Origin of the sequence: Flagellimonas zhangzhouensis (genome assembly GCF_900102925.1) — a bacterium.
GTDB lineage: Bacteria > Bacteroidota > Bacteroidia > Flavobacteriales > Flavobacteriaceae > Flagellimonas > Flagellimonas zhangzhouensis.
Map to the genome: position 1 here is coordinate 443,142 of NZ_FNKI01000002.1, position 14,270 is coordinate 457,411.

General features: G+C 39.5%; 17 protein-coding genes. 5 read left to right on the forward strand and 12 right to left on the reverse strand.

From position 1 onward, the window contains the following. Positions 1 to 3: 3 nt before the first annotated feature. Genes BLQ18_RS08840 through BLQ18_RS08850 form a run of 3 tightly spaced genes read right to left on the reverse strand, consistent with a single transcriptional unit; the run spans position 4 to position 3,572 of the window. A complete protein-coding gene (locus BLQ18_RS08840) occupies positions 4 to 504 on the reverse strand; it encodes a hypothetical protein (protein WP_090294477.1) in 501 nt (166 codons plus the stop codon). A 3-nt stretch (positions 505 to 507) separates the two neighbouring features. Then, the gene (locus BLQ18_RS08845; protein ID WP_090294480.1) at positions 508 to 2,379 is read right to left on the reverse strand and encodes an ABC-F family ATP-binding cassette domain-containing protein; all 1,872 of its coding nucleotides are present in this window, start codon (positions 2,377 to 2,379) and stop codon (positions 508 to 510) included. Positions 2,380 to 2,402: 23 nt separating this feature from the next. Then, positions 2,403 to 3,572, reverse strand: a complete 1,170-nt coding sequence (locus BLQ18_RS08850; protein ID WP_090294483.1) for a lipoprotein N-acyltransferase Lnb domain-containing protein — start codon at positions 3,570 to 3,572, stop codon at positions 2,403 to 2,405. Between the two features lie 101 nt (positions 3,573 to 3,673). Here BLQ18_RS08850 and BLQ18_RS08855 point away from each other — a divergent pair, with 101 nt between their 5' ends. Together BLQ18_RS08855 and BLQ18_RS08860 are read left to right on the forward strand one after the other, a co-directional pair. Continuing rightward, on the forward strand, positions 3,674 to 4,405 hold the full coding sequence (locus BLQ18_RS08855) for a CDP-alcohol phosphatidyltransferase family protein (RefSeq protein WP_090294486.1): 732 nt from the start codon (positions 3,674 to 3,676) through the stop codon (positions 4,403 to 4,405). Beyond that, positions 4,383 to 4,850 (forward strand): PH domain-containing protein, encoded by a 468-nt coding sequence (locus BLQ18_RS08860; RefSeq protein ID WP_090294488.1) that lies wholly within the window; start codon positions 4,383 to 4,385, stop codon positions 4,848 to 4,850. Before BLQ18_RS08855 ends, BLQ18_RS08860 begins: the two co-directional genes overlap by 23 nt. A 4-nt stretch (positions 4,851 to 4,854) precedes the next feature. Here BLQ18_RS08860 and lptB read toward each other — a convergent pair whose 3' ends face one another. From lptB to BLQ18_RS08880, 4 genes are read right to left on the reverse strand one after another with little or no spacing between them, the layout of a single operon-like run. Continuing rightward, positions 4,855 to 5,595, reverse strand: a complete 741-nt coding sequence (lptB, locus tag BLQ18_RS08865) for an LPS export ABC transporter ATP-binding protein (protein WP_090294489.1) — start codon at positions 5,593 to 5,595, stop codon at positions 4,855 to 4,857. 57 nt (positions 5,596 to 5,652) lie between these two features. Next, a complete protein-coding gene (locus BLQ18_RS08870; protein ID WP_090294490.1) occupies positions 5,653 to 6,006 on the reverse strand; it encodes a carboxymuconolactone decarboxylase family protein in 354 nt (117 codons plus the stop codon). Next, positions 5,996 to 6,853, reverse strand: coding sequence for a twin-arginine translocase subunit TatC (tatC, locus tag BLQ18_RS08875; protein WP_090294492.1), 858 nt, complete (start codon positions 6,851 to 6,853; stop codon positions 5,996 to 5,998). Before tatC ends, BLQ18_RS08870 begins: the two co-directional genes overlap by 11 nt. Then, entirely contained in the window at positions 6,853 to 7,845 is a 993-nt protein-coding gene (locus BLQ18_RS08880) for a KpsF/GutQ family sugar-phosphate isomerase (protein WP_417935105.1), read from the reverse strand. The genes tatC and BLQ18_RS08880 overlap by 1 nt, the downstream gene beginning before the upstream one ends. A 157-nt stretch (positions 7,846 to 8,002) precedes the next feature. Between BLQ18_RS08880 and recQ the strand changes: the two genes are divergently transcribed. Then, positions 8,003 to 10,201: a DNA helicase RecQ gene (gene recQ / locus BLQ18_RS08885; protein WP_090294495.1), complete on the forward strand. Its 2,199-nt coding sequence runs from the start codon at positions 8,003 to 8,005 to the stop codon at positions 10,199 to 10,201. Here recQ and BLQ18_RS08890 read toward each other — a convergent pair. Genes BLQ18_RS08890 through BLQ18_RS08900 form a run of 3 tightly spaced genes read right to left on the reverse strand, consistent with a single transcriptional unit; the run spans position 10,198 to position 11,177 of the window. Continuing rightward, a complete protein-coding gene (locus BLQ18_RS08890) occupies positions 10,198 to 10,509 on the reverse strand; it encodes a CCC motif membrane protein (protein WP_090294498.1) in 312 nt (103 codons plus the stop codon). The two genes, recQ and BLQ18_RS08890, sit on opposite strands and share 4 nt — an antisense overlap. A gap of 9 nt (positions 10,510 to 10,518) precedes the next feature. Continuing rightward, positions 10,519 to 10,845 carry a CCC motif membrane protein gene (locus tag BLQ18_RS08895; RefSeq protein ID WP_090294501.1) on the reverse strand — a complete coding sequence of 109 codons (327 nt, stop codon included), beginning with the start codon at positions 10,843 to 10,845 and terminating at the stop codon, positions 10,519 to 10,521. A gap of 11 nt (positions 10,846 to 10,856) precedes the next feature. After that, on the reverse strand, positions 10,857 to 11,177 hold the full coding sequence (locus tag BLQ18_RS08900) for a DUF2752 domain-containing protein (RefSeq protein ID WP_090294504.1): 321 nt from the start codon (positions 11,175 to 11,177) through the stop codon (positions 10,857 to 10,859). Positions 11,178 to 11,257: 80 nt separating this feature from the next. Here BLQ18_RS08900 and BLQ18_RS08905 point away from each other — a divergent pair, with 80 nt between their 5' ends. Further along, positions 11,258 to 11,800 (forward strand): Smr/MutS family protein, encoded by a 543-nt coding sequence (locus BLQ18_RS08905; RefSeq protein ID WP_090294506.1) that lies wholly within the window; start codon positions 11,258 to 11,260, stop codon positions 11,798 to 11,800. On the opposite strand, the gene BLQ18_RS08910 is transcribed toward BLQ18_RS08905, so the two are convergent. Then, positions 11,797 to 12,315 (reverse strand): hypothetical protein, encoded by a 519-nt coding sequence (locus BLQ18_RS08910; protein ID WP_090294508.1) that lies wholly within the window; start codon positions 12,313 to 12,315, stop codon positions 11,797 to 11,799. The two genes, BLQ18_RS08905 and BLQ18_RS08910, sit on opposite strands and share 4 nt — an antisense overlap. 109 nt (positions 12,316 to 12,424) lie before the next feature. Between BLQ18_RS08910 and BLQ18_RS08915 the strand changes: the two genes are divergently transcribed. Continuing rightward, on the forward strand, positions 12,425 to 13,573 hold the full coding sequence (locus BLQ18_RS08915; protein ID WP_090294511.1) for a cysteine desulfurase family protein: 1,149 nt from the start codon (positions 12,425 to 12,427) through the stop codon (positions 13,571 to 13,573). Here the strand turns inward: BLQ18_RS08915 and BLQ18_RS08920 are convergent. Then, positions 13,570 to 14,217 (reverse strand): hypothetical protein, encoded by a 648-nt coding sequence (locus tag BLQ18_RS08920; protein ID WP_090297472.1) that lies wholly within the window; start codon positions 14,215 to 14,217, stop codon positions 13,570 to 13,572. The two genes, BLQ18_RS08915 and BLQ18_RS08920, sit on opposite strands and share 4 nt — an antisense overlap. Between the last annotated feature and the right edge of the window lie 53 nt (positions 14,218 to 14,270).

Below are 14,270 nucleotides of genomic sequence, written 5' to 3' on the forward strand. Positions count from 1 at the left end.
GCTTTAAATTCGAATCGTGAAATGCTCCTTTACTTGTTCCTTTCTAAAAAACAGAACCCCGCAATGATGCATGTTGATGCTTACCGAAATCAACGGAGAATTGATTATGGCTTCCCATTGCACCAAAGTTTCTTTGTTAGCGTAAATGGAGTTGATCCAAATCATACTATCGTTGTGCAGTTTACCTTCGGAAATTTGATTTTCTAAAGTTGAAACCTCCAAGTTGTCCACTATAATCAAATCAAAAGGTGCGGTACCGAATTGAATCGTTGGGAACTGTTTTTGAATCAATTCATTTATGTTTTGAAGCTCTATTGACTCAACATTTTTAATGTTGAAATAAGAAATGCTTTTCAACAGTGCATTAATGCCTTTGTCACGGTTCAGCTTCTTTTTGGAGTAAAGACATTTGGTTACGTAGTTGAATACAAAAGGGGAGTGTACCCCATGTTCGTTGGTGGATTTGAAAAGGAATTTTAGATAGGAAATGAATTTAAACCACATTTTTTACCCCTCTAAAATTGCCGAAAGCTCGAACCAGCGTTCTGTTTTTGTTTCAATGCCATCCTCAACTTCTTTAAGTTCAATGGATAATTTGGCAATAGCATCTCCATCTAAGTCTGGATTTACAAAATCATTCTGGATGGCGACTTTACGCTCCTCTAATTTTTGAATGTCTTTTTCCAGTTGTTTAAATTCTTTTTGCTCTTGGTAAGACAATTTTCCACCACTGGTATCCCTCCAATTATTTTCGGTTTTTTCGGAAGTGTTCGATTTGTTTTCCCGTTCCTCAATCACTTTGCTGCTTTCATACACGCGATAATCGGTATAGTTTCCTGGAAAATCTTCAATAACTCCCTTTCCTTTGAAAACAAATAGGTGGTCCACAATTTTGTCCATAAAATAACGGTCGTGCGAAACCACGATCAAACAGCCTGGGAAATCCAACAGAAAACTTTCCAAAACATTGAGGGTAACAATGTCCAAATCGTTGGTGGGCTCATCCAGAATTAAAAAATTCGGGTTTTGAATGAGTACAGTACATAAATACAGACGTTTTCGCTCACCACCACTCAATTTTTCAACAAAATCGTATTGCTTTTTACGGTCAAACAGGAATCGTTCCAATAATTGCTGGGCAGAGATTTGACGTCCTTTTTTTAAAGGAATGTAATCGCCGAACTCACGAATGACATCAATTACTTTTTGTCCTTCCTTGTCTTTGATACCTTTTTGGGTGTAGTAACCAAATTTTAGGGTGTCACCCACAACCACTTTACCGCCATCTACACTTTCTTGTTGGGTGATAATGTTCAAAAAAGTGGATTTGCCCGTACCGTTTTTTCCAATAATGCCGACCCGTTCACCTTTGGTGAAGTTGTAATCGAACTTATTCAATATAGTTTTGTCGCCATAGGATTTGGAAATATTGTGAAGTTCCAAAATTTTGCTTCCCAATCGCTCCATATTCAACTCCAGTTGAACTTCGTGTTCTATTCTTCTTTGGTGCGCCCGTTTTTTGATCTCGGTAAAATCATCAATTCGGGATTTCGATTTGGTGGTTCGAGCCTTTGGTTGTCTGCGCATCCATTCCAACTCTTTTTTATAGAGCATTTTGGATTTTTGCTGCTCAACAGCCTCACGTTCCATGCGGCTCTCCTTTTCACTCAAATAATAGGAATAATTGCCTTTGTAGGTGTATAATTGGTTGTTGTCTAGCTCAATAATTTCGTTGCATACCCGATCCAAGAAGTAACGGTCGTGAGTCACCATAAAAAGAGTGATGTTCTCCTTGGTGAAATAAGCTTCCAGCCATTCGATCATTTCAAGGTCCAAGTGGTTGGTGGGCTCGTCCAAAATCAACAAATCAGGTTTGTTGAGCAAGGCATTGGCCAAGGCCAAACGTTTCTTTTGACCTCCAGACAAACTCCCCACCTTGGCATCGAGTTGGGTTAACTGCAGTTGAAAGAGAATCTGTTTGTACTGGGTTTCAAAATCCCAAGCATTGTGTCGTTCCATGGCCTCAAAAGCCTTTTGGTATTGCTCCGCGTTTTCAGGATTCTCCACCGCTTTTTCGTAAGCAGCAATGATTTTTAAAATTTCGCTGTCTGTAGTGAAAATGGTTTCTTCAACAGTGAGATTGGGATTCAAATCGGGTTCCTGCTCCAAAAATGAGACCTTGATGCCCTTTCTTGTGGTTACCTGTCCTGTTTCCGAACTGTCCTTGCCAGACATAATATTCAAAATAGAAGTTTTTCCACTCCCATTTTTGGCTATCAAAGCAATCTTTTGCCCTTGGTTGATTCCAAAGGAAATATCGGAGAAGAGTACGACTTCTCCATAGGATTTTGATATATTTTCTACCGTCAATAGGTTCATTGCAACAGTTTAAGGACCAATTTTTAAAGCTTGGCGAACCGAATTAGGTAAAGGTAGCGCAAAGCGAGGGTCAAAAGTAGTGGAATCAAAACTGGAGAAAAAATTTGAATCTTAAATATCCAAAGCACCAACAGTAAAACCATGAGGCCCAACGCGGTCCATAAATATTTAGAAATCCAATCGGGCAATCTATCCTGAAAAGCGATAACAAATGCAACAAATGCATTGGCTGGAAATGCCCAAAGGATATTCATATTATATGGCGTTGATGTATGGTCTGTGGCCACCCAAAGCAAAAACAAAAACACTCCTGCCAAACCTGTGATCAAAAACAAAGAAAAATCCAACCAACGGCTCCGAGTTTTATGGGAGTAATCGAAATAGGTAATGAATCCTGAAAAAACAAATAAAATAATAAACCAAAATAGAGGGGATAGGGGCAAAAAACTTTGGTTTCGATGTTCTTTGTAATCCAAAATGGTACGTTCCCTTTTTAAAAGGGGTTTTCCATCGAGGGTGGTATGGCGAAGTTGCTCCATGGTGTAATAGGGCAAAAACATATGTTCCTGTACCGTAGCTTTTCGGTCTACATTGGGACCCCATGCAACATCTATCCCAAACATTGACCATGTATTCACACTCATAAATTGACGTACCAATTGCCTGAAAGTGTATTGTTTGTCCAAATAGGCGCCATTAAATATGACGGCATCCCCAAATTGGTCTTTTAAAATATCCCCTGTTATGCTAGAACAATTGTTGAGTAAGGGGTCGTACAAATAATCTCGATTCTCGGGCAGGTAATTTTCTTCAAAAAAGGACAATAGTTGATTGCGCTGCTCCAAGGTAAGGTCCAAAATTTGCTCCTTGACCCATCTTTTCTCCAATTCATAATCATATAAAAAGGCATCAAACCTTCTTCGGGAAAGGGAATAGATCATCTTTCCTTTGGTGAAATTCAAGTAAAAATTCGGTTGGTTGAAATCAAAAGTTCCGTAGTTGTACACCACATCAATCCCTAAAGCAGAATCCTGTACCCTAAAGGCCGTATGTCCAAAAGCATAATAGAGTTCATCACCTGCAGCACAGGTAAGAACACTGATTTTAGAACTTTCTGTAAGTTGCGGAACTTGGGAAAACATGAGTTTCCCGATGAACAGGAATGCGATGGTGAGAAGGAATTTCTGTTTCATTCGTTGAATTATCGAAGCAAATATCAGAATAAAAACGGCTCAGCCAATGATCTATCTGCTACAGTTTAATTTTTGCTGTATTTTTACGGAAATCTAACCATATGAAGGCTTATATTCCTAACTTTTTAACACTACTTAATGTTTTAAGCGGTTGTATTGCAACGGTTTTTGCAGTACTCAACCATTTGGAATGGGCGGCACTTTTCGTGTTTATTGGTATTTTCTTTGATTTTTTTGATGGCTTGGCGGCTCGTGCCCTACATGTGCAAAGCGAAATAGGATTGCAATTGGATTCTTTGGCAGATGTGATCACCAGTGGATTGGTGCCAGGAGTTGTAATGTTTCAATTGTTGAGCATGGCCGAAAGAGGAGGTTGGAATCTTGGGTTTATCGGTCATGATAATGATTTGACCGTTTTACCATTTTTTGGTTTTATCATCACTTTGGGTTCGGCATATCGCTTGGCGAAGTTTAATGTGGATGAAAATCAGGTTGCTTCCTTTCGAGGACTTCCCACACCAGCCAATGCCTTGTTGATTCTTTCCCTGCCGATGATTTTATTATACCACAATAATGAAATCTTGAGCAGTGTGATCTTAAACCAATGGTTTTTGGTTGGTCTCACCATTTTAAGTGCCTATTTATTGAATTCCAATATTGAATTGTTCGCTTTAAAGTTCAAAAATTGGAGTTTTAAAGATAATGGGATACGATATCTCTTTTTGATCGGGAGTTTGGTGTTGTTGTTAACCCTACGCTTCTTGGCTATCCCTTGTATTATTATAGCCTATATTCTAATGTCCCTGATAGATGCTGGAAAAAAGACAGCATAATAATTTGAAGGAACATAATTCCCAAACAGTAGTATATCCAGCGAGGGTGGGTATGGAATTGGTACTACCCGTTATTTTGATTTTTGGTTTTATAATCGTAAATACTTTTGAAAGTAGTAGCGTATTGGAACTGATTATTCAGTTTGCAATATTATTCCTGATTGTTGGGCTTTTTTTCTCTATTTCTTATGAAATAAATGGAGATGTTTTGACGATAACCACGCTTTTCTTTTTTAAGAAAAATATTCTTGTCACAGACATTACAAGAGTGGTGGAGTCATTTAATCCCCTTAGTTCACCTGCGCCATCACTGCGCCGCTTAGAAATATATTATGGTAAGTACAGCAGTACCCTGATTTCACCAAAAGATAAATTAAAATTTATTGGGCACTTAAAACAAATATCCCCAACGATTCAAGTTGAATTAAGGGAAAAGAAGAAATGAAAAACTAGAAATCCAGCTTCTTTTTACGCAGCTCAAAGTTTTGACCGAGATACACTTTTCTCACCATTTCATCCTGAGCCAATTCTTCGGGAACACCAGCCTTAAGAATTCCACCCTCAAACATTAAGTAGGAACGTTCTGTAATGGCCAAGGTTTCTTGAACATTGTGGTCGGTAATCAAAATACCAATATTCTTGTTTTTCAACTGGGCTACAATACGCTGAATGTCCTCCACGGCAACGGGGTCAACCCCGGCAAAAGGCTCATCCAACAGAATAAATTTTGGGTCTGTGGCCAAGGCACGGGCAATCTCGGTTCTACGGCGTTCCCCTCCAGAAAGCAAGTCTCCTCGGTTTTTGCGGATATGCCCCAAACCAAATTCATCGATTAAGGATTCCATTTTCATGTGTTGCTCTTTTTTACTCAACTTGGTAAGTTGCAGCACACTCAAAATGTTTTTCTCGATGCTCAATTTTCGGAATACCGAAGCTTCTTGCGCTAAATAGCCAATACCATTTTGTGCCCTTTTGTACATGGGGAAAGCGGTAATGTCCATGTTGTCCAAGTAAATATTTCCACCATTGGGTTTGATCAACCCAACGATCATATAGAACGAAGTGGTTTTTCCAGCTCCATTGGGACCCAGAAGTCCAACAATTTCACCCTGGTTAACCTCTAAGGAAATACCTTTTACAACTTTTCGGCCGCGATAGGCCTTCATGATATTTTCTGCGCGTAGCTTCATAAGATGGAGCCAAAACTAAACATATTCTTTTTCTGTGGGGTGGTCTTTTGGATTTTTTTAAGCTTCGTTTTCTTCCAAGGCCTCCCAAAATTCATAGGCACGGCGTAAATGTGGAATTACGATAGTGCCTCCCACTAAAGTGGCGATACCCAAGGTTTCCATCACCTCTTCTTTATTGGCGCCCGCTTTTTGGGAACTTTCCAAATGGTATTTTACGCAGTCGTCGCAACGAAGTACGGCCGAAGCAACAAGTCCCAACAATTCTTTGGTCTTTACATCCAATGCACCTTCCATATAGGCATTGGTGTCCAAATTGAAAATCCTTTTGATGAGCTTGTTGTTCTCAGCAAGGAGCTTATCGTTCATCTTGGCGCGATACGCATTGAATTCTTCTACCTGTTTATTTGCCATTTTTTACCGCTTTTTCTTTTGCTGCTTTTTCTTTTCTGGCATCGCTTTTAACTACCATTCTAGAAATGAATATGCTCACCTGGTACAAAATCAGTACGGGGATACACACGATGATTTGACTTGTTACATCAGGTGGTGTAATGATTGCAGAAAGGATCAAAATAATTACCAATGCAATCTTTCTGTATTTCTTTAGTATTTCTGGAGTTACCAGTCCAACTTTAGTCAAAAAGTAAATCACAATGGGTAATTCAAACATGATTCCACATGCAATTACCGAAGCCCTTACGGTTCCTATGTAGGAGGCAAGGTCAATCTCGTTCAATACTTCTTTACTGACTTGGTACGAACCTAAAAAGTTAATGGATAAAGGGGCAACGATATAATATCCGAAAAGCACACCCAAGAAGAACAAACCCGAGGCGGTAATAATAAATCCTCTGGAATGTTTCCTTTCTTTTTCATACAATCCAGGACTGATGAATTTCCAAAGCTCCCACAAAATATAAGGGAAACCAAGAATAACCCCTGCCCAAATGGAAGTCCAAATGTGTGCGGAGAACTGTCCCGCCATCAATCTACTTTGAATGGTAAATGGAATGGTGTCCCCACAAAATTCGGAATCTACCCCGAAGAACTTACCAATATTGCAAAAGAACCTATAGGTTGGAAAGTCCATGTTTTTAGGTCCGAACAATATCGTGTCAAAAATGAAGCTTCTAAATACAAATGCGAGACAGGCAATGATCACTACTGCCAATGTAGAGCGTACTAAATGCCAACGCAATTCTTCCAAATGGTCCAAAAAGGACATTTCATCTGGATTTGTTTTCTGTTTTTTTGCCATTATAGGATTCCCTCGTTTATAAGGTTATGGATGTGGACCACCCCAGCATAGGTTTCGCCATCAAAGGCCAACAATTGGGATATGTTTTTTTCCTGCAGCAATTTTAAGGCTTTTACCGCTAATGTGTCAACAGTTACCGTTTTTGGATTCAGGGTCATGATGTCCCTTGCCGTAAGTCCACTAATGTTATCGTATTTGCTCAACATTCTTCGGATATCACCATCAGTAACAATGCCAACCACTTTATCACCTTCCATAATCGCAGTCACGCCCAACATTTTTTCGGAAATCTCAACAATCACCTCTTTCACATTGGCATCAATATTTACTTGAGGTTTTTGGTTGTTTTCCACAATATCGGCCACACGCAAGTACAATTTTTTGCCCAAGGTGCCTCCTGGGTGGTATTTTGCAAAGTCTGAGCTACTAAAGCCTTTCAATTCCAATAATGAAATTGCAAGAGCATCACCCATGGCCATTTGTGCCGAAGTACTAGTGGTAGGCGCCAGATTATTGGGACAAGCTTCTTTTTCCACATAGGTGTTCAATACAAAATCGGCCTGTTTGGCCAAGCTTGACTCCATATTACCTGTGATGGCAATAAGCTTGTGTTTGGCAATTTTTAATAAAGGAAGCAAAGCTTTGATTTCGGGCGTATTTCCGCTTTTGGACAAACAAATCACCACATCGTTCTCTTGGATGGTACCCAAATCACCATGAATGGCATCCGCGGCATGCATAAAAATAGCGGGCGTTCCCGTTGAGTTTAGCGTCGCTACTATTTTGGAAGCCACAATGGCACTTTTACCAACTCCAGAAACAACAACCCGACCATTGCATTCCAAAATGAATTGGACTGCGAGGGCAAATTCTTCGTCCAGCAGATTGATTAGGTTGGCTACGGCCTTGCTCTCTATTTCGAGCGTCCGTTTCGCAATGGATAAAATGGATTGAATGTCGTTCAAAGTAATAAACCGATTATCTGATTGCATTCCTAAAAGAATGTCTTATATTTAAGATTACAAAACTAATCAAACTATCTTTTACAGACTATAATGATAGATAGATTACATTTTTCTAGAACCTGATCAATAAATAAAAGCATCAACGGCCTTTTAGGTTGCTTGTTATAAATTGAATAATGCGGAAATGAGCCTAATGAACACCGATTTGCATTCTTCCCTCAAAAAATATTTTGGTTTCTCAAAATTTAAAGGTTTACAGGAAGGTGTTATTGAAAATATTCTAAACAATAATGACACCTTCGTTATCATGCCCACAGGGGGTGGAAAATCCCTTTGTTATCAGTTGCCAGCCTTAATGAAAGAAGGTACGGCCATTGTCGTTTCTCCATTGATTGCTTTAATGAAAAACCAGGTGGATGCCATTCGCGGTATATCCGAACAGAATGGGATTGCCCATGTGTTGAACTCTTCGTTGACCAAAACGGAGGTAAAACAAGTAAAGGAAGATATTACAAATGGTGTTACTAAATTGCTTTATGTAGCACCTGAATCCTTGACTAAGGAAGAAAATATTGAGTTTTTAAGAGGTGTACAGCTTTCTTTTGTTGCAGTGGACGAAGCACATTGTATTTCGGAATGGGGACACGACTTTAGACCAGAATACCGAAACTTGAAAGCGATTATCAGCCGTTTGGGGGATGATATTCCAATTATTGGGCTTACTGCAACGGCAACGCCAAAGGTGCAAGAAGATATTATCAAAAACTTGGGAATGAATGATGCTAAAGTATTTAAAGCTTCATTCAACCGTCCCAACTTGTTTTATGAAGTGCGTCCAAAGACCAAGAATGTGGATGCCGATATTATTCGGTTTGTGAAACAGCATCAAGGTAAATCTGGAATTGTGTATTGTTTGAGCCGCAAACGAGTGGAAGAACTAGCGCAGGTACTTCAGGTAAATGGAGTGAGTGCTGTACCTTATCATGCAGGTTTCGATGCCAAGACCCGTTCCAGATATCAAGATATGTTTTTGATGGAGGAAGTGGATGTGGTTGTGGCTACTATCGCCTTCGGAATGGGAATCGACAAACCCGACGTGCGTTTTGTGATTCACCATGATATTCCAAAAAGTATAGAAAGTTACTACCAAGAAACTGGTAGAGCTGGTCGTGATGGGGGTGAAGGGCACTGTTTGGCCTATTATTCCTATAAAGATGTTGAAAAGCTCGAAAAATTTATGTCGGGTAAACCAGTGGCTGAACAAGAAATCGGGAATGCATTACTTCAAGAGATTGTGGCCTATGCAGAAACTTCCATGTCGCGAAGAAAATTTATACTCCATTATTTCGGTGAAGAATTTGATGCGGAAAATGGGGAGGGAGCCGATATGGATGATAACACCCGTAATCCAAAACCTAAAGAAGAAGCTAAGGATGAAGTGGTCAAACTATTGACCGTGGTTCAGGACACCAATGAAAAATTTAAGACCAAGGAAATAGTTAGGATTTTGGTTGGGAAAACCAATGCCATGATTTCTTCCCATAAAACAGACGAAAAACCGTTCTTCGGTATAGGAAAGGAAAAAGACAAAGCGTATTGGATGGCCTTGGTACGTCAAGTATTAGTGGCTGGATTACTTAAAAAGGAAATTGAGCGCTATGGAATCTTGCATATGACCAAAGAGGGAAAACAATTTTTGGAGCAGCCAGATTCCTTTATGATGACGAAAGACCATGTGTATTCCGAAACCGCAGATGATAATGTGGTAACGGCTGCCAAAGGAAGTGGCGGAGCCGATGATAATTTGCTCAAGCTTTTAAAAGATCTTCGTAAAAAGGAGGCTCAAAAAAGAGATGTGCCACCTTTTGTGGTGTTCCAAGATCCATCATTGGAAGATATGTCCTTGAAATATCCGATTGACATGCAAGAATTACTCAATATTCAAGGTGTTGGTGAGGGTAAGGCAAAAAAATATGGAAAACCATTCATAGATCTGATCGCAAAATATGTGGATGAAAATGAAATTGTTCGCCCAGATGACCTTGTGGTTAAAAGTACAGGTGCCAATTCAGCCTTAAAATTATTTGTGATTCAAAGTGTCGATAGAAAATTATCGTTGGATGATATTGCTTCGGCCAAAGGTTTGGAACTCTCTGAATTGATCAAGGAAATGGAACAAATCGTGTTCAGTGGCACAAAACTGAACATTGGTTATTGGATAGATGAGATTCTTGATGAAGACCAACAAGAAGAAATCCATGATTACTTTTTGGAGGCCGATACCGATTCCATTAAAGCTGCAATTGAAGAATTTGAAGGGGATTACGAAGATGAAGAACTCCGATTATATCGACTTAAATTTATAAGTGAAGTGGCGAATTAATATTCGCCACTAAATTCTCCTGCCGTTATCAAGGCAACTATTAATCCAAAATATAGAATAAACAGCACTAGGTAAATTAAGGCAACGGCTATGCCGATATAGCTCAATATCTTGCCTGTTTTTACACTGCTGAAATCCGAATAGCTTTCTGGACTTTGTTCATACAGTTGTGTTACGGATTTAGCTTTTGTTAATCCGACGATACTAAAAATGGCACCAAATGGACCACAGCAAATCAGGGTGCCAACAATGGAGAGGATCCCCATGGTTAGCACCGTGCTTGCCCCTGGTAAGGGTTGTTGGCTCATATAAATTGTTTATTGATATTGCTCTAAAATTTCTTGCATTCTTTGTGGGTCTTGCAAGGTATCCCATCCGAAGAAAGAAATGGCCCAAATCATGTAGCCCATGGCCAAAACGTTTAATACGATACCGATGATGGCAAGAATTCTTCCTGTTTTTACCGATTGAACACCCTCATACATTTCTGGGTTTTCCGCATACAGTTTTAAGGCTTTATTGGCCAAAACCAGACCAATAATACCAAAAATAAGACCGATAACCCCATAACAGCAACAAGTAATGATTGATATAATACCAAAGACCAAGATCAGGGTTGCGTTGGGTAATTTTTGTTGTTCCATATTTTAAAGTTTTAATTAAAAAGGTTGTTCATTTTTAAAACGTAACTCACAATGATGGTGCCTGCTGTAATCAACATTAAAACCAACTTGATCTGTTGGGCAAACTTAAATTTGACAAAAAGGTTGGTGGTCAAAAAAAGTAGTAAAAAAATAATGGGATATACTGCAGGGTACATGTGAAAAGCATCAACAAACCTACCATGAAGCAAAAGGTCTACGGATCGTTGCATACCACAGCCAGGGCAATCCAGCCCAAACAATTTTTTGTTGAGACAGGGTAGCATGTAATCCTTCAAGCTGATAGCGAATATGGTTAGTTTTAGCTGCATCATTGCCTGTATTGGCCGAAAAATACTATTATTTTTGTATTCGGGTTTAACTTTTACATCATTTTTTACGTCAGCAATGGAATATGGCAAAATTTAAAGCAGGAGATAGGGTTGAGGTATTGGATGAGGCCATTTCTGGTATTGTGGATGCTGTTATGGGTGATCAGGTTACTTTAATTACCGATGAAGGTTTTCCGATGCGTTACAATGCTGCCGAATTGGTTAAAATTGAAGGAAGAATTGCCGTGTCCAACCATGAGGTTGCCAAGGTCAAAGGAGAAAAGGAGCTTCCGAAAAGGAGGAAAACTATCGCCGTAAAACCCAAAGAGCGAAGTGCTCCCAAAATGGAGGTGGACCTACATATTCATCAATTGGTAAAATCGACCAGAGGGATGACCAAATTTGATATGCTCAATGTGCAAATGGATACCGCAAGACGGCAATTGGAGTTTGCCATTGATAAACGTATACAAAAAGTAGTGTTTATCCATGGGGTGGGTGAGGGAGTACTCAAAGAAGAGCTACATTATCTTTTTGGTCGGTATGACAATGTAAAATACTACGATGCCGATTACCAAAAGTACGGTCTGGGCGCCACCGAGGTATATATTTATCAGAATCCTTAAGGGATTGCGGTGGTGACTTCCCCGAACTCACTAATCGTTAAATTGGTGATTCGTTCATCACTTCCTGTGATAAAAGAGATGCCACTCAATTGAATAGTGTGCAAGAACTGGGTGCTGTCATCTGGATTCACAATAGTGGTAATGATTACGGATCCATCTTCGGCAACCACTTCATCGGTTACAACTGGGTCGGCGGGAGGAATGTTATCGCAAAAATAGCCGTCATCCACATCATCGTTAAAAATACGGTAAGTAACTTGTGATCTGCCAGGAACTGCACTTTCAGTAATTACCGTTTCACCAACCACACCATTGTTCAAAACGCCGCTTTGCAATTCTAGAATCAAGACCTGATCCTCATTTATTTTAAATAAAAGGTTGGCAGTAGTTCGACTAGGTGCTGTGCAATAGTCTATCGCAATGCTGTCAAAATCTATGGTTTCTATACTCAAATCGCCATCGCTACAAGAAACAATCGTTGCTACAGATAGCATTAAAAAGAAAAATTTCCTCATGCGTCAAATTTAAAGTAATTCCAATGTAATACCCCAATCCTATGACTTACTTTCTGAGAAATTAACTTTATTTCCTGTACTTTTGCATCGCAAAAAATTCAACTTGACCATGCAAAAAGTGTATTTGGACAATGCGGCAACCACGCAGGTAAGGGACGAAGTGATCAACAGAATGCAGGAGGCTCTTGCTACGTTTTATGGCAATCCTTCATCAACCCACAGTTTTGGTCGTTCGGCTAAGACCGCTGTGGAGAAAGCCCGTAAAACCATTGCCAAAACCTTGAATGCGCAACCATCGGAAATTATATTTACTTCTGGTGGAACCGAAGCGGACAATATGATTCTACGTTGTTCAGTTCGCGATTTGGGTGTTGAGACCATTATTACTTCCAAAATTGAGCATCATGCTGTTTTGCATACAGTGGAAGAGTTGGAAAAGGAATACGGAATTCAAGTATTTTATGTGGACTTGGATGAGGTAGGTAATCCCAAATTGGACCATTTGGAGCAATTGCTAAAGCAAGATGATTCCAAAAAGTTGGTGAGCTTGATGCATGTAAACAACGAAATTGGAAATATTACGGATATCGCTGCTGTTGGAGCTCTTTGTAGAGAGAATGATGCGCTTTTTCATTCAGATACCGTGCAATCCATTGGACATTATGCTTGGGATTTACAAAACGTACCGATTGATTTTATGACTGCTGCGGCCCATAAATTTCATGGTCCAAAAGGAATCGGTTTTGCGTTTATCCGAAAGAATTCTGGTTTAAAGCCGTTGATTGTTGGAGGAGCCCAAGAAAGAGGTTTTAGAGCTGGCACAGAGCCTTTCCATAACATTGTTGGGTTGGAAGAAGCCTTTATTAAAGCTTACGAGCATTTGGATGAAGAGACCGAAACGGTTAAAGAGCTTAAGCAATACTTTCTAGATAAAATCAAAGAAGAAATTCCTGGAGTTATTTTCAATGGGCTATCTGCTGATTTGGAAAAAAGCACCTATACCTTGGCCAGTGTGCGTTTGCCCTTCGATAAACAAAAAGGGTTGATGTTGCTGTTCCATTTGGATATGAAAGGAATTGCATGCTCTAAAGGAAGTGCTTGCCAGTCTGGTAGTGATATGGGGTCGCACGTACTTTCCGAAATTATGAGCGGAACTGAATTGGAAAAACCATCACTTCGTTTTTCATTCTCCATGTACAACACCAAAGAAGAATTGGATTATACCATTCAGGTGTTGAAGGAGTTTGCGGAGAATTAATTTCTATCTCTCTTTTTATCTTTATCGTAAGGAAATTTACGGGAAGCCGTTTTCATCATTTTATCGATGAGTTCGGTGGTGTTCTTACCCGTTTTTTTGGTGATGGCATTTTCAAACTTCCAAAGGAGTTTTCCTGTATCACCATCACTCACCTTAACACCAATACGGCCGTAATTTGCATCTCCGCTGAAGTAATCCAAAATACTGAAATCTGTGGGCACGCCTTCTGAAAGTAAAATGTTTAGATTGAGATTGCCACTGATAATCCCGTCTACCTCCAAAATTTTACAAAGCTCTTGGGTGGTGTAAGTATCTATATTGTTGTAGTCAATATTGTTTTGGGACAAAATCGCATTGGTGTTCGTAATATTCTGAAAATCCACATTGAACTTTTTACGCTTTTTCCGTTTGGAAAAATAGGTTTCCAAAGCATTCTGTACCGCATAGCCCTCTTTTTCGGCCAACACTTTCAAATCGTTTTGATCTACGGCTTCCTTAAGCTCTAAATGTGCAATAAAGGGTACAATTGCCAAAACCTCATGATCTTGTGAGAGCGCATCAAAACGAATATTCTCATAAATGTTCTTTTGGGCAGATGCACATGTAGTGATCAGTAAAGCAAAAAAGAAAACAATATTTTTCATCAATAAATTTTTAGTTAAGCACATGAGGTTTTTGGGGTTGGCTTAAAAATAAA